This window comes from Streptomyces sp. TE5632 (genome assembly GCF_054061295.1).
In genome coordinates this window covers 5222153-5241956 of sequence record NZ_JBSSEA010000003.1, presented here as the reverse complement: position 1 = coordinate 5241956, position 19804 = coordinate 5222153, and the positions used below count along the sequence as shown (strand labels likewise).

The following is a 19804-nucleotide window of genomic DNA, read 5'->3' as shown; positions in this document are numbered from 1 at the left end:
ACGCTCCCTCTTCCCCCCCCTCTCTCCCCCCACCTTGAGGAAGGACCTCACCGTGCGAAGAACCCGCGTCCTGACGGCCGTGCTCGCGCTGGCGGCCGGCCTGCTCACGGGCGGCCCGCCCGCCCTGGCCGCCGACGCCCCAAAGCCGGCCACCACCCTCGCCGCCGACACCTACACCTGGAAGAACGCCCGCATCGACGGCGGCGGCTTCGTGCCGGGCATCGTCTTCAACCGCAGCGAGAAGAACCTGGCCTACGCCCGCACCGACATCGGCGGCGCCTACCGGTGGCGGGAGTCGACGAAGACCTGGACCCCGCTGCTGGACTCGGTCGGCTGGGACGACTGGGGCCACACGGGCGTGGTCAGCATCGCCTCCGACTCCGCCGACCCCGACCGGGTGTACGCGGCGGTCGGCACGTACACCAACGACTGGGACCCGAAAAACGGCGCGGTACTGCGTTCCACCGACCGGGGCGCGAGCTGGCGGAAGGCCGGCCTGCCGTTCAAGCTGGGCGGGAACATGCCGGGGCGGGGCATGGGGGAACGCCTGGCGGTCGACCCCCATCGCAACAGCGTGCTGTACCTGGGCGCGCCCAGCGGGAAGGGGCTGTGGCGGTCGACCGACTCGGGGGCGAGCTGGTCACAGGTGACGGCCTTCCCCAACCCGGGCGACTACGTGCAGGATCCGGGCGACACCTCCGGATACGCCAGTGACAACCAGGGCATCGTCTGGGTCACCTTCGACGAGTCCACGGGCACGCCGGGAAACGCGACCAGGACGATCTACGTCGGGGTCGCCGACAAGGAGAACGCCGTCTACCGTTCGACGGACGCGGGCGCGACCTGGCAGCGCCTCGCCGGCCAGCCGACGGGCCACCTGGCCCACAAGGGCGTCCTCGACGCCGAGAGCGGCCACCTGTACCTGGCCTACAGCGACACCGGCGGCCCGTACGACGGCGGCAAGGGCCGCCTGTACCGGTACGCCACGGCGACCGGCACCTGGACGGACATCAGCCCGGTGGCGGAGGCCGACACCTACTACGGCTTCAGCGGGCTCACGGTGGACCGGCAGCGACCGGGCACGGTCATGGCGACGGCGTACAGCTCCTGGTGGCCGGACACCCAGATCTTCCGCTCCACGGACAGCGGTGCGACCTGGACCCGGGCATGGGACCACACCTCGTACCCGAACCGGGAGAACCGCTACACCATGGACGTCTCGTCCGTGCCGTGGCTGACCTGGGGCGCCCACCCGTCACCGCCCGAACAGACCCCGAAACTGGGGTGGATGACCGAGGCGCTGGAGATCGACCCGTTCGACTCGGACCGCATGATGTACGGGACGGGCGCGACGATCTACGGCACGGAGAACCTCACGAACTGGGACGACGACGCCACGTTCACCATCACGCCCATGGTGCGCGGGCTGGAGGAGACGGCGGTCAACGACCTCGTCTCTCCCCCGTCGGGCGCCCCGCTGCTCAGCGGGCTCCTCGACATCGGCGGCTTCCGGCACACGGACCTGACGAAGGTTCCGTCGATGATGTTCGCCCAGCCCGACTTCACCGCCACCACCAGTCTGGACTTCGCCGAGTCCCGCCCCGACACGGTGGTCCGGGCGGGGAACCTGGACTCGGGCCCGCACATCGCGTTCTCGACCGACAACGGTGCCAACTGGTTCGCGGGCACGGACCCTTCGGGCGTCAGCGGCGGCGGCACGGTCGCGGCGGGCGCCGACGGCAGCCGCTTCGTGTGGAGCCCGCAGGGCGCCGGGGTGCACCACACCACTGGCTTCGGCACGTCGTGGTCGGCGTCGAGCGGCATCCCCGAGGGGGCCGTCGTCGAGTCCGACCGGGTGGACCCGAAGACGTTCTACGGCTTCAAGTCCGGGAAGTTCTACGTCAGTGCGGACGGCGGCGCCACCTTCACCGCGTCCCCCGCGACCGGGCTGCCGAGCGGTGACAGCGTGCGGTTCAAGGCACTGCCGGGCACCGAGGGCGACATCTGGCTGGCCGGCGGGGCGAGCGACGGTGCGTACGGGCTGTGGCACTCCACCGACGGCGGGCGGAGCTTCACCGAACTGCGGAACGTCGACGAGGCCGACACCATCGGCTTCGGCAAGGCGGCGCCGGGCGCCTCGTACCAGACGCTGTTCACCAGCGCGAAGATCGACGGGGTGCGCGGCGTCTTCCGCTCCACGGACCGGGGCGAGAGCTGGACCCGCATCAACGACGACGCCCACCAGTGGGGTTGGACGGGTGCGGCGATCACCGGCGACCCGCGGGTGTACGGCAGGGTGTACGTGGCGACCAACGGCCGCGGCATCGTCTACGGCGACACCTCGGGCACCGGGGGCGGGGACGGCGGCGGCGGCGGAGGCACCGATCCCGGCCCGGATCCGGAACCGACGGGTGCCTGCGCCGTGTCCTACGAGATCACCAACCAGTGGCCCGACGGTTTCCAGGCCCAGGTCCAGGTGACCAACACCGGGTCGAACGCCTGGAACGGCTGGTCGCTGACCTGGTCGTTCACGGGCGGTCAGCGGGTGTCCCAGCTCTGGAACGGGGCCCACACACAGGCCGGTTCGGCGGTGACGGTCCGCAACACCGACTGGAACGGCACCGTCGCGGCGGGCTCGTCGGTCGGTTTCGGCTTCACGGCGAGCCGCTCGGCGACGAACACGGAACCGTCCGCCTTCGAACTGGACGGACAGGCCTGCACGGTGACGTGATCCGGCGGGAGAACCCACACGGGGCACGTGCCGCGCTCGCGGCACGTGCCCCGTGGTCCGGGCTCTCGGTTCTCAGGGTGTGTAGACCGCCGGCCGGGGTGGGGTCGGCATGTCGGCGCCGATGAAGAAGCCGGTGTGCGGCGGCTGGTTGTAGGCGGTGTTCTGCCAGGCCAGCGCGGTGCGGTACAGGGTGTCGTGCAGCAGGGTGGTGATCCTGATGTCGGTGTCGTGCGGGGTGGAGTAGATGCGCAGCGCGGTGTTGTCGCCGGTGCGCCAGACGACCTCCTCGCGCCAGTCGCCGAGGATGTCGCCGGACAGCACGGGCGTGGCCTTGGTGCCGTTGTTGGAGGCGACGCCGGAGCCGGTCAGCAGGCGGGTGTCGGAGGAGGTGCCGTACTTGTCGATGTGGGTGCCGTCGAGGAGTTCGCGCACCGGGTCGCCGTCCCACCAGGACAGGAAGTTGGTGGAGGACGGCTTGCGGCCCTTGGTGCCGCCGCCCTCGTCGCGGATGCCGCCGTCGGAGGAGGACCACATCTCGGGACCGGAGTTGCCCGACCAGATGTCACCGGCGACGCCGCGCCCGTTGTCGCAGCAGGCGGAGAGCTTCCAGCGGACCGAGCCGCTGGCCGGGTCGATGTAGAGAGCGGCGGGCTGGGAGGTGGACTCGGAGACCTTGTAGTACTCCAGGCCGGCGGTGGACGCGTCGAGGTCGCCGAGGTGCTGGGCGTCGCCGTGGCCGGTCCTCGTGGTCCACAGGCCGTTCCCGTTGTCGTCGACGGCCATCGCGCCGTAGACGATCTCGTCCCGGCCGTCGTTGTCGACGTCGCCGACGGAGAGACTGTGGGAGCCCTGGCCGTCGTAGCCCTTGCCGCTGTTGGTGGAGGAGTTGGTGTCGAAGGTCCAGCGGCGGGTGAAGGCGCCGCCCCGCCAGTCCCAGGCCGCCACCACCGTACGGGTGTAGTAGCCGCGGGCCATGATCAGGGAGGGCCGGGAGCCGTCCAGGTAGGCGGTGCCGGCGAGGAAGCGGTCGACGCGGTTGCCGTATGAGTCGCCCCAGGAGGAGACGGTGCCGCGGGCCGGGACGTGGTCGACGGTGCCCATGGCCCTGCCGGTCTGCCCGTTGAACATGGTCAGGTACTCGGGGCCGGACAGGATGTAGCCGCTGGAGTTGCGGTGGTCGGCGGAGGAACTGCCGATGACCGCGCCCGTGCCGTCCCTGGTGCCGTCGGCGGTCTTCATGGCGACCTCGGCCTTGCCGTCGCCGTCGTAGTCGTACACCTGGAACTGGGTGTAGTGGGCGCCGGAGCGGATGTTGCGGCCCAGGTCGATGCGCCACAGCCGGGTCCCGTCGAGCCGGATGCCGTCGACGATCGTGTTGCCGGTGTAGCCGGACTGGGAGTTGTCCTTGGCGTTGGTGGGCTGCCACTTGAGCACGAAGTCGAGGGCGCCGTCGCCGTCGAGGTCGCCGACGGAGGCGTCGTTGGCCTCGTAGGTGTAGGAGACGCCGTCCGGGGTGGTGCCGCCGGCCGGCGGGGAGAGGGGAACGTCCTTGTAGCCGCCGCGGAACTGGACGGCGTGCACGGAGTCGCCCTGCTCGACGCCGTTCACGACGGCGCGGACGGTGTAGTCGGCGTGGGACGGGGCGCCTGCGTGGAAGAACGTGGTGGAGCCGGTGACCGGGCTGGGGTTGACCTTCGTACCGGCCCGGTAGACGTTGAAGGAGACGTTGCCCGGGTCGGTGCCGAGCCAGCGCCAACTGACCAGATTTCCGCTGCCGTTGTACACGCTGACGACGCCCCGGTCGAGCCTCTCGACCTGCCGTGCGGTGGCGGCCTCGGCGGTGCCGGTGCCGAGGCCGGTGAGCCCGGCCCCGGCGAGGGCCGCGGCGGTGAGGACCGCGGGAAGGGCGAACCGGCGTCCGCGTTGCCTGTGGGGATGCTGCACGAGACGGACCTCCAGAGAGGACGAATGGATTCCGTCTCTCAGTCGCCACCGGCCCCGCCCGGGTTGCCGTACCCCGCAGGGGAGTTCACCCGTCGCCGGACACCGGCGGCTTTCGGAACGCCCGTAGCCGGAAGACCGGGTCCGGGCGGGGACGGTCCTGGTCGGGGAGGGCGGCGAGGGCGGCGGCGAAGCCGTCGGCGCGGGGATCGCCCGGGGGCAGGGTGACGAACCAGCCGCGGCGCAGGTCGGCGATGGTGCGGCGGGGACTGCGGCCCTGGCCGTGGCCCCGGAACACGGCCCCTCCGGCCGGGACCAGGCCGTGTTCGGCGGCGCGGGCCGTCACGTCTGCGGCGGCGTCGTGCACCGGGCTGCGCGGGCGGGCGGCGAGGACGGCGTCGATGTCGCTGCCCACATTGTGCGAGGCGCCCTTGTCGACGGTGGTGACGTAGACCCCGCCGGGCCGCAGGACCCTGGCGCACTCGCCGATGAGGGCCCGTACGTCCTCCGGGCCGGACATCAGGTGCAGCAGCCACACGCTGACGACGGCGTCGAACCGGGCTTCGCCGAACGGCAGTCGGCGGCCGTCGGCGCGGACCACGGCGCCGGGCAGCCGGGCCGCCGCCATCCGGGCCATCGCCGGCGCGAGGTCGGCACCGGCCACGCGCAGGCCGTCCCGGGCGACGGGGAAGCGCCGGGTCACGATGCCGGTGCCGCAGGCCGTGTCCAGCAGATCCCGCGCGCCGGCCGGTATCAGGTCCAGTACCGCCGTCGCGGCCGCGGCGGCCCGGGGCTCACCGCCGCGTGAGACGTCGTACCGCTCCGCTTCCTCGTCGTAGTCGAGCACACACCTCAGTGTGCACCGTGACCGGGCGCCAAGTCCTGTACTCTGCGCGCCAGTTGGAGGTCCTTTTCGGTGACGGCACCGCCCGCGCCGTGCGTCTGGACGGCGAGGGACACGGTGTTGTAGCCGAGGGTGAGGTCGGAGTGGTGGTTCAGCTCCTCCTGCACCTGGGCGACGTGGACGACCATCGCCGTCGCCGCGAAGTGGGAGCCGAGCCGGTAGGAACGGGTGAGGCGGCCGCCGTCGAGCGCCCAGCCCGGCAGGTCGGCCAGCCGCTCCTCGATCTCTTGCGGCGACAGCGGTTCGTCGGACATGGGCGCGCTCCTCTTCGGTCTCCTGCGGGCCGGTTCCTGCGGTGGCGGGGCTCTGTCCCAGCGTGCCACAGGAGGAGCCGCGAGGGCCTGGTCAAGGCGGTGCGGCTCCCCCGTACGGCGCCTTCCCGGCCGAGGACCGGGATCGTCCGGAACAGGGGCGCCCGGCCGCGACCCATGAGAGGGTCGGTCCGTCATGGCAGACTGAACCGGTGTCCGGCCGGGGGCGTTGGGGAGACGTGGCGTGAGTGAACGGCGGGCCGCACCCACCGTGGGCCAGGTGGTGCTCGGCAGGCGGCTGCAGGAACTGCGGGAGACGGCGGGCCTCAGCCGTGAGGAGGCCGCCCGGGTCCTGCGGGTGGCACCCGCGACCGTACGGCGGATGGAGACGGCCGAGGTCGCGCTGAAGATCCCGTACGTCCAGATCCTGCTGACGGCCTACGGGGTGCGGCAGAGCGAGGCGGCCGCGTTCATCGGGCTCGCGGAGGACGCGAACCGTCCGGGCTGGTGGCAGCGGTTCCACGACGTACTGCCCGACTGGTTCAGCCTGTATGTGAGCCTCGAGGGCGCCGCTCGCATCATCCGGTCCTACGAGCCGCACTTCGTGCCGGGGCTGCTGCAGACGGAGGACTACGCGCGTGCCGTCCTGGGGGCCGGGACGATCGGGAACCAGGGGCCGGAGGCGGTCGAGCGGCATGTCTCGCTGCGTCTGGAGCGGCAGCGGCTCCTCGAACGGCCGGATCCGCCCCACCTGTGGGTGATCATCGAGGAGACGGTGCTGCGGCGGCCGGTGAGCGTGGACGGCCGGGTGATGCGCGACCAGTTCGACAAACTGCTGGAGTGGTCCGAGCGGGACCGGATCACGGTCCAGGTCGCCGAGTTCGCCGACGGCCCGCATCCGGGGACGTACGCGCCGTTCTCGCTGTTCCGTTTCGCCGAGCCGGAGCTGCCGGACATGGTGTTCACCGAGTATCTGACCGGCGCCCTGTATCTGGACTCCCGCAAGGAGGTCTCGGCGCATCTGGAGGTCCTGGACCACATGGTGGCGCGGGCCGCCACCACCCAGCACACCCAGAAGCTGCTGCGGGAGTTCCGGGACGGCTACTGAGTACCGCCGCGCCCCTCCTTCCCGCGGTCCCCGTCACCTCCGTCGTTCTCGTCGTCGACGATCTCCGCGTCGACGACGCCCTCCTCCTCCTGCGGTGAGGTGTGCTGCCCGGCGTCGCCGGTGGACGCCTGGTCGGCCTGGGCGTACATCGCCTGGCCCATCTTCTGGCTGACCGCGGCGAGTTTCTCGACGCCGGCGCGCAGGGCGGCCGTGTCGGCGGACTGCTCCAGCAGGGGCTTGAGCTCCGCGACGGCGGCCTCGACCTCGGACTTGGTTTCCGCGGGGATCCGGTCACCGTTGTCCCGGATGAATTTCTCGGTCTGGTAGACGAGTTGCTCGGCCTGGTTACGGGTTTCGGCGGCTTCGCGGCGCTTGCGGTCCTCGTCGGCGTACTGCTCGGCCTCGCGCATCATGCGGTCGATGTCGTCCTTGGGCAGCGCCGAGCCGCCGGTGACGGTCATCTTCTGTTCCCGGCCGGTGGCGAGGTCCTTGGCGGAGACGTGCATGATGCCGTTGGCGTCGATGTCGAAGGCCACCTCGATCTGCGGGACGCCGCGCGGCGCCGGGGGCAGACCGGTCAGGTCGAAGACGCCGAGCTTCTTGTTGTACGCCGCGATCTCGCGTTCGCCCTGGTAGACCTGGATGCCGACCGAGGGCTGGTTGTCGGTGGCCGTGGTGAAGGTCTCCGAACGCCGGGTCGGGATCGTGGTGTTGCGCTCGATCAGCTTGGTCATGATGCCGCCCTTGGTCTCGATGCCGAGGGACAGCGGGGTGACGTCGAGGAGCAGCACGTCCTTCACGTCGCCGCGGATGACGCCCGCCTGGAGGGCCGCTCCGACGGCGACGACCTCGTCCGGGTTGACGCCCTTGTGCGGGTCCTTGCCGGTGAGTTCGCGGACCAGGTCGGTCACGGCGGGCATCCGGGTGGAGCCGCCGACGAGGATGACGTGGTCGACCGCGGAGAGCTTGACGTCGGCGTCCTTGACGGCCTGGTGGAAGGGCGTCTTGCAGCGCTCCAGCAGGTCGGCGGTGAGTTCCTGGAACTGGGCCCGGGTGAGTTTCTCGTCCAGGTGCAGCGGACCGTCGGCGGAGGCCGTGATGTAGGGCAGGTTGACGGTGGTCTCGGAGGAGGAGGACAGCTCGATCTTGGCCTTCTCGGCGGCCTCCCGCAGCCGTTGCACGGCCATCTTGTCCTGCGCCAGGTCGATGCCGTACTGGTTCTTGAAGCGCTGGGCGAAATGGTCGAGGAGTCGCTGGTCCCAGTCGTCGCCGCCGAGATGGGTGTCGCCGTTGGTGGCCTTCACCTCGATGACTCCGTCGCCCATCTCCAGGAGCGACACGTCGAAGGTGCCGCCGCCCAGGTCGAAGACGAGGACGGTCTGCTCGTTCTCCTTGTCCAGGCCGTACGCGAGGGCCGCCGCCGTGGGCTCGTTGATGATCCGCAGGACCTTCAGCCCGGCGACCTCCCCGGCCTCCTTGGTGGCCTGCCGCTGGGCGTCGTCGAAGTACGCCGGGACGGTGATCACGGCGTCCGTGATGTCCTCGCCCAGGTAGGACTCCGCGTCCCGCTTCAGCTTCTGCAGCACCCGGGCGGACAGCTCCTGCGCCCGGTAGCGGGTGCCGTCCACGGAGCCCTGCTCGGGGAAGTGCCACTGGCCGTCGCCCATGTGCCGCTTGACCGAGCGGGCGGTGCGGTCGACGTTCGTCACGGCCTGCCGTTTGGCGACCTCGCCGACGAGCACCTCGCCGTTCTTGGCGAAGGCCACCACCGAGGGGGTGGTCCGCGCACCCTCCGCGTTGGCGACGACGGTCGGCTCACCGCCCTCCAGCACGGCCACCACCGAGTTCGTGGTTCCCAGGTCGATTCCGACCGCACGTCCCATCGCTGTCCCCTTCCGCCAGGGCACACCTCTTCGGACCTCAAGGCTTCCAGCACAAAACTTGAGCGGGCTGTTGTCAATAGTTTATGCGGACTGTTTGTCAACCGCTCGTTCGGGCGGCCACACGGCGCAGGCCGCCCCGTCGGGGCGGCCTGCGGGCGTACTGCGGTGTGCTGCGGGGCGACGGGTCAGGAGAGCTTCGCCGTCAGCGTGATCTCGGTGCCCTTCAGCGCCTGGCTGACCGGGCAGTTGACCTTGGCGTCCTCGGCCGCGGCCTGGAAGGCCGCCTCGTCCAGGCCGGGGACGGTGGCCTCGACGGTGAGGTGGATCCCGGTGATGCCCTCGCCGGGCACGAAGGTGACGTCGGCTGAGGTCACCAGGCGGGTCGGCGGGTTGCCGGCCTTGTCGAGGATGTTGGAGAAGGCCATCGAGTAGCAGCTGGAGTGCGCGGCGGCGATCAGCTCCTCGGGGCTGGTCCTGCCGTTCGCCTCCTCCGCGCGCGACGCCCAGGTGACCGGCTGCTCACCGATGCTGCCGGAGGAGTCGAAGGTGACGACCCCGCTGCCCTTGAAGAGGTTGCCTTCCCAAACGGTGTGTGCGGAGCGCGTGGCTGCCATGACGCATCCTTTCGAAAATGTCCGGCCGTGTGTCCGGTCCGTGCTCTGTCCGGGGCCTCCCGGGTCACCGGGATTCCCGGCCCCATCCGATCACACTACGGCTCGACTCACCCGGAAGACCGGCCCGCTCGGGGTCAGGCCGCGCGTTCCTCGCCGGGGTGGGTCGGATGGGCGAAGTCGCCGGACTCGGCCAGCCAGCGGCGCAGTACCCGGTGGACGTGTTCGGCACCGACGAGTTCGGTTCCGTCGGCGACCGGTGGGGACAGCGCGACCGGGGACAGCAGGAAGGGGTGGGACTGGGCGCCGCCGAGGCCTCCGTGGGAGCCGATCTGCTCCTCGAAGGCGTGGACCTCCCCGGTGGCGGGATCGTGGAAGGAGTTGACCATGATGTCGGCGGTGTGCGGGAAGGAGTGGGTGCGGCGTACGACGTCGGCGGCGCTCGGCCCGAACGCGGCCAGGGGCCCGGGAGCGTCGTCGAGTGCGTCCAGGGGGGTCTCCGCGCCGTGCGCGCCGAGGACTACACCGCCGTGCCGTTCGCTGCGCACCAGCAGGAAGCCGATGCCGGGGTGGTTGGCGAGGGTCGGCAGCAGTGCCGGATGGCGGGCGTCGATCTCCTCCTTGCTCATCCGGTGCGGCACGTCCGGGAAGGAGACCAGGCCGAGGTTGCCGGAGGCCAGTACGACGGGCTCGGAGCCGCGCGAGGGACGGTACTGCTCGACGCCCTCCTCGACCGGCCGGTGCAGTGCCGCCCGGACCGCCGCGCGGGCCTCGGCACCGCTGTGGGTGCGCTGCGCGCGGCGCGGTACGGGCAGTCCGCACCCGGCTCGGACCAGGTCGCCGAGGGTGAGGCCGTAGCGGGCGCGGAAGGTCTCGCCGGGGCTCTGGCCGTGGTCGGAGAGGACGACGATCCGGTACGGGCGGGGGGCGTGCTCGGCGACGTGCTCGATCAGGGCGAGGGAGCGGTCGAGGCGTTTCAGGACCTTCTCGGCGTCCCGGCTCGCGGGGCCGGAGTGGTGGGCCACCTCGTCGTAGGCGACCAGGTCGGCGTAGACGGAGGTGCGGCCGGCCAGCAGGTCGCCCATGACGGCGGCGACGACCACGTCCCGCTGGACGACGGTCGCGAAGGCCCGCACGAACGGGTAGAGGCCGCCGCGGGACACGCGTGGGAGCTGCTTGGTCCACCGGGCCCGGGTGGACTGGGCTGTCTCGCGGACCACCTCGGCGCCGAAGGACAGGGCGGTGCGCACGGCGTTGGCCGGGTCGGAGAAGTAGGCGAAGTAGCCCGAGCGGGAGCGGTTCTCCCGGGTGCGGCGGCGTGCGGTGATGGACAGCACCAGGGCCTGTTCGCCGGCGCCGCCGCTGAACAGGTTGCCGCGGCTGGCACCGTCGGCGGCCAGCAGCCCGGCATGGCCGGCGTGGCGGGCGGCCCGCCGCTGCAACTCCACGGCACTGGTGGGCCGGTTGCAGACCATCACCTCCCGGCGGTCCTTCTCGTACCAGCGGAAGGCGGGGACGTCGTGGTTGCTGCCGTGCAGGATGCCCAGCTGACTGGCGCCGGTCTGGCTGGACCAGTCGGTGTGCCAGGAGGCGAGGCGGTGGGAGGGGGGACGGGCGTCGTCGGCGCCGAGCCAGCGGGCGACGGTCGGCATCAGGCCCCGGTCGACCGCGTGCAGCAGGACGTCGTGGCCGACGCCGTCCAGTTGCAGGAAGACGGTGCCGTGGGTGGCCGGGACGGGCGGTGCGGAGCCGCGGCGGCGGTAGGCGAGCCGGTAGAGGCGGCGGCGGTAGGCGTCGTCGTCGCGCACGGCGAGGGCGGCTCCGGTGGCGGAGGCGACGGCGGACATCACGGCGGCGACCACGACCGCGGTCTCCCACGCGGCGGTCCCGCGTTCGATCGGGTTGAGCCGCAGCGCCAGCAGCAGCAGTGCGCCGTTGAGGAAGAACACCAGCAGGCCGAGGACGAGTGCCGGTACGAGCAGCAGCAGCCGCACCAGCAGTGGCCACACCAGCGCCGACAGCAGGCCGAAGGCACCGGCGCCGAGCCCGGCGGTGACCGCGATGTCGGTGGCGCTGTCGCCGTCGGCGGAGCGCAGCCGGAAGTCGGGGAGGATGCCGGCGAGCACCAGCATGGTGAGGGTGGCGACCGCCCACACGGTGACGCTCCGCCCGACCTGACTGGCGATCCGTCGCCACCGCACGCCGCCCACGCCCACGCCCAAGTCCACCTCACGTCCCGGCTCGTCGCCGCCACCAGCCAGGGTGGCCCGCGAACCGGTCCCTGCCCCTACCCACCCTGCCACAACGCCCGGAAGTGCCGATTCGTCCCCGACGGGACCCGGGGAAAGGGCCGGGGCGGCTCAGCGTCCGTCGTAGCCGGCCGTCGGCATGGACAGGCGGCGGTGCACCCGGGCCTTCATCGCGGCGTCGTACGACGGTTCGGCGTGGCCGACGGTCTCCACCCGCACCCCGCGCCGCGCGCACTCGGCGGTGAACTCCTCGACGGAGGCCAGGGCGCTCTCCAGCACCCGGCGGCTGGGCGCCACGAACAGATCGGTGCCCGGCCGTACGCCGTCCCACAGCAGGCTGTGGTCGAAGCGCAGCCCCCGCACCAGCAGTTCCCGGGTCACCACGTAGCCGCGTTCGCGGGCCCAGCGGGCGCACATGGCGTGCTGACTGCGGGAGTCCACGAGGAAGGGATCGGCGTCCAGTTCCGCCAGCGGTGTCAGACTCGCGATCGCCGTCACCCGCACCGGCCCCATGGCGCCCCCCTCACCTCCGGACTGCGTCGCCGACCTTACTCCTGCGCGTAGGCTTCGGGGAGTCGCGGAAGGAGGCGAAGAGGTGCCGGTGGAGATCACCTGGTGGGGTCACGCCACTTGCACGGTCGAGGACTCGCACACCCGTGTGCTCACCGATCCCCTGTTCGCCCGCCGCCTCGCGCATCTGCGGCGGCGGCGCGGTGCCGTGCCACCGCCGGGCGCCCGGCACGCGGACGTGGCGCTGGTCTCCCATCTGCACGCCGATCATCTGCATCTGCCCTCGCTGGCACTGCTCGCCCCGGGCACGCGCCTGCTCGTGCCCCGGGGCGCACGCCGTGCGGTGCCGGGGCTGCGCCGGCTCACGCACCTCGAGGTGAGCGAGGTGGCGCCCGGCGACGTGCTGACGGTCGGCGGTCTGGCCGTACGGGTCGTGAGCGCCCGGCACGACGGGCGGCGGCTGCCGCTCGGGCCGCACCGCTCCCCCGCGCTCGGCTACGTCGTGGAGGGCGAGGCACGCACGTACTTCGCGGGCGACACCGGCCTGTTCGACACGATGGCCAAGGAGGTCGGGCCGGTCGACGTGGCACTGCTGCCGGTGGGCGGCTGGGGCCCGTACCTCGGTGAGGGGCATCTGGACGCGGCGCGTGCGGCCGAGGCGCTGGCCCGGCTCGAGGCGCGCAGCGCGGTGCCGGTGCACTACGGCACGTACTGGCCGATCGGCATGGACGCCGTGCGCCCGCACGAGTTCCACTCGCCGGGCGACGAATTCGTACGGCGGGCGGCCGAGCAGGCGCCCGGGGTGCCGGTGCACCGGCTGGGGCACGGGGAGAGGGTCCGTCTGGAGGGCCCGCGGTGACGCTGTCCGCCGCCCTCATACAGGCGGCCGGTGCGCCCGTGTCGGCCCTGGCCGCCCTGGCCGCCCCGGCCTTGACGGCCGCCGTGCCGACGACCGTGCTTCCGGAGTCCACCCAGCAGGCGATCGGGTATCCCTCGCTGTTCCTGCTGGTGCTGATCGGGGCGCTGGTACCGGTGGTGCCGACGGGGGCGCTCGTGAGTTCGGCGACGGTGGTCGCCTTCCACCGGATGGCGCCGCTCTCGATGGTGCTGGTGTTCGCGACGGCGGCCCTCGCCGCGTTCCTCGGGGACGTCGCCCTGTACTGGCTGGGACGGCGCGGGATGCGGTCGCGGAACGGTTCGCGCTGGCTGGAGGCGATCCGGGCGCGGGCGCCGGAGGACCGGTTGACGCAGGCACAGACCAAGCTCGCCGAGCACGACGTGACGGTGCTGGTGCTGTCCCGGCTGATTCCGGCGGGGCGCCTTCCGGTGATGCTGGCCTGCCTGATCGCCGAGTGGCCCTTGCGCCGCTTCGTCCGCGGCAACCTGCCGGCCTGTCTGGCCTGGGCGTTGACGTACCAGTTGATCGGTGTGCTCGGCGGCTCGCTGTTCGAGGAGCCCTGGCAGGGCGTGCTCGCGGCGATCGCCCTGACCGTCCTGATCAGCGCGACCCCGAGCCTGTGGCGGCACCTGCGGGGCTGACCACCACCGGTCGGAGCCTCCCGGGCCCTGCGGGAGGCTCTTATCGCTGAGCTTCGTCGCGGAGGTCGTCGAAGACCGTCCGCAGGTGGTTCAACGCACGTCGCACGTGCGGAAGTTCCAGCGGCGCGGACGAGGCGAGGCATTCCGCTCGCCGCTCGGCGGTGTCGCCGAGCAGGGGCGCGGTGGACAGCCGTACGCGCGGTGCCTCGAGGTCGTCGCCGAAGCGGTGGCCGCCCGGCGCGGGCATACCGAGCCGCCCGGTGAGGAAGTCCTCCAGTTCCTGGGCGTCGCCGACGCCGTGCGCGGTGAGGGCGGGGGCCAGCGGCGTGAGGTCGACGTAGAGGTGCCGTCCGGCCTGCGGGGGGCGGGCCAGGGCTCCCGCGGCGACGACCGCGTCCCGCACGGCGGCGGCCACGCGGGCGTGCAGGCGTACGGCGGCGGCCGCCCGCGCGGTGACCGGTTCCGGCTCGGCCAGCGCGTAGGCCACCGCGACGGCGACCGGGGCGGCCACCCGCGCGTCGAGCGCGGTCAGTACGTCGAGCACGCGCGCGTGGAGCGCGCCACCGTCCGCGCCCGCCGGGAAGCGTCCGATCGCGGCGGGCCAGCCGGACGGGAGCAGGGCGCCCCCCAGGTCGGTGACCACGGTGACGTGTTCGGGCAGCATCTCGGCGGGGCTGAGCAGCACGGTCTCGCGCGGTGCGTGCAGGGTGTCGCGCCAGGTCTCGTCGCTGACCAGGTGCAGTCCCTCGGCGACGGCGGCCTCGATGGTCTCGTGCAGCAGTTCGGGCGGGGCGACGGTGGCGGTGGGGTCGTCGGCGACGGAGAGCACCAGCAGACGCGGGTCGCCGCCCTCGGCGCGCACCCGCCGCACGGTCTCCAGCAGGGCGTACGGATCGGGGACACCGCCGCTCTCGGGGGGCGTCGGCACGTGGAAGGCGGGGCGGCCGAGCAGCCGGGCCTCGGGGGCCCACCAGGCGGCGCAGGGCCGGGGCACCAGTACGTCCCCGCCGATGGCCGCGGTGAGCGCCATGAGGAGGACGGGCGCGCCGGGGGCGACGGCCACCCGGTCGGGGGCGGCGGGCAGACCGCGCCGGTCGCCGTGGCCGCACGCGGCGTCCAGCAGGGCGGGGCCGCCACCGACCGGCTCGGCCTGCGCGCAAGACGCGGCGGCGGCGAGGACGGCGGAGAGTTCGGGCAGGACGGGCAGCCCGTCCTCGGGCAGCGCCGGCCCGAAGCGAACCGGGCCGTGCCCTGCGGGGTCCGTCCGCCACATACGTACCTCCGCGCAGTGTCTGGTGCCCCGGCGTGCCCACGGGGGTCACCCGAGTCGGTCACCCTGGTCAGTACCCACGGTGCCACTCCGCGCGGACGGCCGCGGGCCGCTCGGGAACATCAGCGGCCCGTACGCGCGGTCCTGTCGCGGTACAGCCGGTGGGCGGCGGCGCCGAACGCGCCCGCGATCAGCAGGCCGCCCGCGGCCAGGGCGGGAACGGAGTGGGTGAACCCGCCGCCCGTGCCGGCGTGGACACCGCCCGGGACCGTCGTGCCGCCGCAGTGGGCGCGCTCGCGTTCGGGGCAGTGCGAGGGCGAGGGGGAGGTGGCGCCGGAACCGCCGGGGTGGCGGGCGACGGTGAAGGAAGCACTCCACGGTTTGCCCTTCTTCCCGGGCGCGGCCGGACATGTGCCCTCGACGGTCCGCGCGGAGTCCTCGCCGGCGGGGTCGGCCCCGTCGACTGCGGAGAGCGGATCGATGTCGTAGAGCGGGTCGGCCTCCTCCAGCGGATCGGCCTCCTCCAGGGGGTCGGTCTCCTCCAGGGGGTCGGTCTCCTCCAGGGGGCCGGTCTCCTCCAGGGGGCCGGTTTCCTCCAGGGGGCCGGTTTCCTCCAGGGGGTCGGTCTCCTCCAGGGGGTCGATTTCGTCGAACGGGTCGGCCTCGTCCAGCGGGGCGCCGCCCGGGCCCCCGGCACCCCCGGCGCCCCGGATGTTCACGGTGCCCCGGTAGGCCGGGCCTGACTCCTTCTCGTCGGAGCCGGTCACCTTCTTCAGTTCGACGACGCCCTTGTCGAAGGCTTCCGAGGTCGCCTCGAGGGTCTCCGGCGGGCGGCCGCCGGCCGGATCGCAGAGGACCGAGACGGTGACGGTGCCACCCGGGGCCGGCCTGCCCGGACTGACCTCGGCGGACGGATCCGCGAACGCGGCCGGTGCGAGCGCGCCGAGGGCGGTGCCGGCTACGGCGACGAGAGACAGGGCGCGGGCGGTGCGGCGCATGGTGCGGGCTCCTTCGGGCGACGGCCGGAGCACGGCGCCCCTGTTCGCAGACGTCGCGCCCCGCACCCATCCCAGCCCGCCGGCCGCGGTACCGCGCGCGGCCGACCGCCATCGGGGGGACGGGCACACCCGAGCGGGTGAAGGGCCGGGCACCCGGCGCGCCCCGGGCCCGGCCGGTCGATCAGTCGGTCAACGGCTGTCGGCGACGCCCCTGTCGTGAGGCGCGGGGAGACCGTCGGGATCCTGTTCCTGCACACCGGGCAGCACGAGGTCCTCGTAGCGGCCCAGCATCAGCAGCACGCCGAGCATGAGTATCGGAATGAGCACGGCAAGCACCGCCATGGCCGGTCCTTTCACAGGAGGCGCGGGGGGTGGGAGAACCGGGTCTCCCGTCGTTCGCGGGACAAACCCGGCGGCGCACGGCACCCGACGGTGACGATCCGCCCGGCGAACCCCGTGTCGGTGTCCGCCGGCCGGGTACGCGGTGCAGACCCCCGAACCATCTGGAGAGAGACATGCAGCGAGGCAGTAACCGGCTGAGCGTTCACCGCGACGACGAGATGAAGCACGAACTGCAGGGTCTGCTCAGGTCAGGGCACCCCACCCGGACCGAGGAGTGGAACGACCCGGAGCCGTTCGCCGAGGACGACCCCGCGGTCGCGCACGGCCCGGTGACGCCGAACCGTGGACCGACGTCACTGGAGTCGGTGCGGCTGGAGCTGGCCAGGCTCCTGAGCCGGGGGTCGTTCCCCGCGGGCCCGCGCGAGCTGATGCGCACCCTGGACCGGCGGTACGCGCCCGACGCCCTCGTCGAGGCGCTGGGCCGACTGCCGCGACAGGCACGCTACAACAGCGTCCAGGAGCTGGCCGAGGCACTGACGCGGCCCCAGGAAGCGAGCAGCCCGTAGCCGGTCGATCCGGATGAACCCGACCATGAAGCCGAACGTTTTATACGAGTTATACGAGTTATACGAGTTGCACGAAAGGATGCAGCCCCCATGCGTATCGCATTCCTCGTCGCGCCCGAAGGCGTCGAGCAGGTCGAGCTGACCGAGCCGTGGGAGGCGGCCGTCGGCGCCGGTCACGAACCCGTGCTCGTGTCGACCCGCCCGGGCGGGATCCAGGCGTTCAACCATCTCGACAAGGCGGACACCTTCCCGGTGCAGGAGGTCGTCGGCGACACGTCCGCCGACTCCTTCGGCGGGCTGGTGCTGCCGGGCGGAGTGGCCAACCCGGACCTGCTGCGCACGGACGAGAAGGCCGTCGCGTTCGTGCGGGACTTCTTCGAACAGGGGCGGCCCGTCGCCGCGATCTGTCACGCGCCCTGGACCCTCATCGAGGCGGACGTGGTCCGCGGCAGGGAGCTGACCAGCTGGCCGAGCCTGCGGACCGATCTCCGTAACGCCGGTGCCACCTGGGTCGACGAGCGGGTGAAGATCTGCGACCACGGGTCCGCCAAGCTGGTCACCAGCCGCAAGCCGGACGACCTCAAGGCGTTCTGCGAGACGTTTCTGGAGGTGTTCGCCGCGGAAGCGGCTTGAACGACCTGAACGAGCCGGGACCCGCGCCCCGCGGGTCCCGGCTCCTCACCGGGTCCGTCAGGTGCCCGGGTTCGCGGGTGTCGCCCTGTCCGCGCCGCTCCGCTCCCGGGCCCCTTCGCGGGTGCGGCCCGCCGCCACCGGGCGGCGCGGATGGCGGCGGAGGTACTCGCCCTCCAGCTGCGCCATACGGTCGTTGTGGACCCGCAGTGCGTCGTTGGAGCCGTACAGCAGCGTGTCATGACGCGTGCGATGGATGTTCTCCAGCTCCTTCATGAGCTGCTGATCGTCCAGGCGGTTCGGCTCGACTCCGGTCATCGTGGTGCCCCGCTCGTCGTAGGCGTGCCTGCGGTCCGGATACCCGCCCGGGGAGGCCACGGGTCCCGCGTCCCTGCACTCACTCTACGAACATCCCGGCCCCCGAACATCCCGGCCGTCTCCGGGCCCCGGGCCCGGAGACGGCCGGCGGTCCGCTACCGGGCCCGTTCCACGCGGCGCTCGTCCCACACGGGTTCCGGGGTCTCCCGGACTCTGCCGTCGCTGCCGAAGACCAGGTAGCGGTCGAAGGAGCGGGCGAACCAGCGGTCGTGCGTGACGGCGAGCACCGTGCCCTCGAACGCCTCCAGGCCCTCCTGCAACGCCTCCGCCGACTCCAGGTCCAGGTTGTCGGTCGGCTCGTCGAGCAGCAGCGCCGTCACCCCCTGGAGCTCCAGCAGCAGGATCTGGAACCGGGCCTGCTGACCGCCGGAGAGACGGTCGAAGGTCTGCTCGGCCTGGCCGGTCAGTTCGTAGCGGCGCAGCCGGGACATGGCGGCGCCCCGGTCCTGGGCGTGCTCCTTCCACAGGACGTCCAGGAGCGTGCGGCCCTCCAGCTCGGGGTGCGCGTGGGTCTGCGCGAAGTGTCCGGGGACGACACGGGCGCCGAGCCGCCAGCCGCCCGTGTGCGCCACGTCGTCCCCGGCGAGCAGGCGCAGGAAGTGCGACTTGCCGGAGCCGTTGGAGCCGAGCACGGCGACCCGTTCGCCGTAGAAGACCTCCAGGTCGAACGGTTTCATCAGACCGGTGAGTTCGAGCTGCTCGCAGGTGACCGCGCGCACTCCGGTGCGGCCGCCCTTCAGGCGCATCCTGATGTCCTGCTCGCGCGGCGGCTCCGGCGGCGGGCCGGCCTCCTCGAACTTGCGCAGCCGGGTCTGGGCCGCCCGGTACCGGGACGCCATGTCGGGACTGACGGAGGCGGCCTGCCGGAGGTTCAGCACCAGCTTCTTCAGCTGGGCGTGCTTCTCGCCCCACCGCCTGCGCAGTTCCTCGAAGCGGGCGAAGCGTTCGCGCCGGGCGTCGTGGTACGTGGCGAAGCCCCCGCCGTGCACCCAGGCGTCGGCGCCGGTGGGACTCGGTTCGAGGGAGACGATGCGCCGGGCGGTGCGGGCGAGCAGTTCGCGGTCGTGGGAGACGAGGAGCACGGTCTTGCGGGTCTGTTCGAGTTGCTCCTCGAGCCAGCGCTTGCCGGGGACGTCGAGGTAGTTGTCGGGCTCGTCGAGGAGCAGGACCTCGTCGGTGCCGCGCAGCAGCGCTTCGAGGACCAGGCGTTTCTGCTCGCCGCCGGAGAGGGTGCGCACCTGGCGTTGCTGCGCCTTGTCGTAGGGGATGCCGAGTGCGGCCGTCGTGCACATGTCCCACAGCGTCTCGGCCTCGTAGCCGCGCGCCTCGGCCCAGTCGGCGAGGGCCTGCGCGTACCTCAGCTGGGCGCTCTCGTCCCCGGCGACGTGCAGCGCGTGCTCGGCCTTGTCGACGGTGCGGGCGGCCTCGCGGATGCGGGGCGTGGCGACGGAGACGAGGAGGTCGCGCACGGTCGTTCCGTCCCGTACGGAACCCACGAACTGGCGCATGACGCCGAGGCCGCCGCTGACCGTGACGGAGCCGCCGTGCGGCTCGAGTTCGCCGGCGAGGAGGCGCAGGAGTGTCGTCTTGCCCGCGCCGTTGGGTCCCACGAGGGCGGTGACGGCCCCTTCGCCCACACGGAAGGACACGTCGCCCAGGAGCGGCCTCCCGTCGGGGAGGTGGTACTCCAGATGCGCGGCTTCGAGGTGACCCATGGGACGCGATTGTCCGGGGCGTCGGCGCAGGGGGCAAACGGTTTTGCCGGTCGGGCGGGGGCCCGCCACACACCGACTCGTCCGACATGTGGGAAGCGGATCTCACAATGCGGCCGGAGTGCGTACTGTGACGGGCATCCCGAAGACGGGTACGTCACGACGAGAAGGGACGGGCTCA

At 72.5% G+C, this 19804-nt stretch carries 18 protein-coding genes; 6 read left to right on the top strand and 12 right to left on the bottom strand.

Translation table 11 applies throughout. The features are described 5' to 3' along the window. Positions 1-52: 52 nt before the first annotated feature. The gene (locus tag ACVW19_RS29140; RefSeq protein WP_457463085.1) at positions 53-2731 is read left to right on the top strand and encodes a cellulose binding domain-containing protein; all 2679 of its coding nucleotides are present in this window, start codon (positions 53-55) and stop codon (positions 2729-2731) included. A gap of 72 nt (positions 2732-2803) precedes the next feature. On the opposite strand, the gene ACVW19_RS29135 is transcribed toward ACVW19_RS29140, so the two are convergent. From ACVW19_RS29135 to ACVW19_RS29125, 3 genes are all read right to left on the bottom strand, one after another. After that, positions 2804-4675, bottom strand: coding sequence for a rhamnogalacturonan lyase (locus tag ACVW19_RS29135; protein WP_457463083.1), 1872 nt, complete (start codon positions 4673-4675; stop codon positions 2804-2806). 85 nt (positions 4676-4760) lie between these two features. Then, positions 4761-5519, bottom strand: a complete 759-nt coding sequence (locus tag ACVW19_RS29130; protein ID WP_457463082.1) for a class I SAM-dependent methyltransferase — start codon at positions 5517-5519, stop codon at positions 4761-4763. 5 nt (positions 5520-5524) lie between these two features. Then, on the bottom strand, positions 5525-5830 hold the full coding sequence (locus ACVW19_RS29125; RefSeq protein ID WP_457463080.1) for a 4a-hydroxytetrahydrobiopterin dehydratase: 306 nt from the start codon (positions 5828-5830) through the stop codon (positions 5525-5527). A 241-nt stretch (positions 5831-6071) separates the two neighbouring features. On the opposite strand from ACVW19_RS29125, the gene ACVW19_RS29120 reads away from it, so the two are divergent. Continuing rightward, on the top strand, positions 6072-6935 hold the full coding sequence (locus tag ACVW19_RS29120) for a helix-turn-helix domain-containing protein (RefSeq protein WP_457463078.1): 864 nt from the start codon (positions 6072-6074) through the stop codon (positions 6933-6935). Here the strand turns inward: ACVW19_RS29120 and dnaK are convergent. From dnaK to ACVW19_RS29100, 4 genes are all read right to left on the bottom strand, one after another. Next, positions 6929-8818 carry a molecular chaperone DnaK gene (gene dnaK / locus ACVW19_RS29115; RefSeq protein WP_457463076.1) on the bottom strand — a complete coding sequence of 630 codons (1890 nt, stop codon included), beginning with the start codon at positions 8816-8818 and terminating at the stop codon, positions 6929-6931. The two genes, ACVW19_RS29120 and dnaK, sit on opposite strands and share 7 nt — an antisense overlap. Before the next feature lie 185 nt (positions 8819-9003). After that, on the bottom strand, positions 9004-9432 hold the full coding sequence (locus tag ACVW19_RS29110; protein WP_457463074.1) for an OsmC family peroxiredoxin: 429 nt from the start codon (positions 9430-9432) through the stop codon (positions 9004-9006). Positions 9433-9566: 134 nt separating this feature from the next. After that, complete coding sequence (locus ACVW19_RS29105; protein WP_457464831.1) at positions 9567-11585, bottom strand: phage holin family protein; 2019 nt, start codon at positions 11583-11585, stop codon at positions 9567-9569. A gap of 204 nt (positions 11586-11789) precedes the next feature. Then, positions 11790-12191, bottom strand: a complete 402-nt coding sequence (locus ACVW19_RS29100) for a hypothetical protein (RefSeq protein WP_457463073.1) — start codon at positions 12189-12191, stop codon at positions 11790-11792. An 82-nt stretch (positions 12192-12273) separates the two neighbouring features. On the opposite strand from ACVW19_RS29100, the gene ACVW19_RS29095 reads away from it, so the two are divergent. Both ACVW19_RS29095 and ACVW19_RS29090 read left to right on the top strand, forming a co-directional pair. After that, positions 12274-13047: an MBL fold metallo-hydrolase gene (locus ACVW19_RS29095; protein WP_457463071.1), complete on the top strand. Its 774-nt coding sequence runs from the start codon at positions 12274-12276 to the stop codon at positions 13045-13047. Positions 13048-13118: 71 nt separating this feature from the next. Continuing rightward, the gene (locus tag ACVW19_RS29090) at positions 13119-13727 is read left to right on the top strand and encodes a DedA family protein (RefSeq protein WP_457464829.1); all 609 of its coding nucleotides are present in this window, start codon (positions 13119-13121) and stop codon (positions 13725-13727) included. Positions 13728-13767: 40 nt separating this feature from the next. Here the strand turns inward: ACVW19_RS29090 and ACVW19_RS29085 are convergent, their stop codons facing one another. The 3 genes from ACVW19_RS29085 to ACVW19_RS29075 form a co-directional block, all read right to left on the bottom strand. After that, positions 13768-15000 (bottom strand): aminotransferase class I/II-fold pyridoxal phosphate-dependent enzyme, encoded by a 1233-nt coding sequence (locus ACVW19_RS29085; RefSeq protein WP_457463070.1) that lies wholly within the window; start codon positions 14998-15000, stop codon positions 13768-13770. Positions 15001-15119: 119 nt separating this feature from the next. Continuing rightward, positions 15120-15995 (bottom strand): hypothetical protein, encoded by an 876-nt coding sequence (locus ACVW19_RS29080; protein WP_457463069.1) that lies wholly within the window; start codon positions 15993-15995, stop codon positions 15120-15122. A 189-nt stretch (positions 15996-16184) separates the two neighbouring features. Further along, positions 16185-16337 (bottom strand): hypothetical protein, encoded by a 153-nt coding sequence (locus ACVW19_RS29075; protein ID WP_457463067.1) that lies wholly within the window; start codon positions 16335-16337, stop codon positions 16185-16187. A 173-nt stretch (positions 16338-16510) separates the two neighbouring features. On the opposite strand from ACVW19_RS29075, the gene ACVW19_RS29070 reads away from it, so the two are divergent. Both ACVW19_RS29070 and ACVW19_RS29065 read left to right on the top strand, forming a co-directional pair. Continuing rightward, positions 16511-16903: a DUF2795 domain-containing protein gene (locus tag ACVW19_RS29070; protein WP_457463066.1), complete on the top strand. Its 393-nt coding sequence runs from the start codon at positions 16511-16513 to the stop codon at positions 16901-16903. Positions 16904-16993: 90 nt separating this feature from the next. Beyond that, positions 16994-17536, top strand: coding sequence for a type 1 glutamine amidotransferase domain-containing protein (locus tag ACVW19_RS29065; protein ID WP_457463065.1), 543 nt, complete (start codon positions 16994-16996; stop codon positions 17534-17536). A gap of 57 nt (positions 17537-17593) precedes the next feature. Here the strand turns inward: ACVW19_RS29065 and ACVW19_RS29060 are convergent, their stop codons facing one another. Together ACVW19_RS29060 and ACVW19_RS29055 are read right to left on the bottom strand one after the other, a co-directional pair. Beyond that, positions 17594-17851, bottom strand: a complete 258-nt coding sequence (locus tag ACVW19_RS29060) for a DUF6158 family protein (protein WP_457464827.1) — start codon at positions 17849-17851, stop codon at positions 17594-17596. A 155-nt stretch (positions 17852-18006) separates the two neighbouring features. After that, positions 18007-19626, bottom strand: a complete 1620-nt coding sequence (locus ACVW19_RS29055) for an ABC-F family ATP-binding cassette domain-containing protein (RefSeq protein WP_457463064.1) — start codon at positions 19624-19626, stop codon at positions 18007-18009. Between the last annotated feature and the right edge of the window lie 178 nt (positions 19627-19804).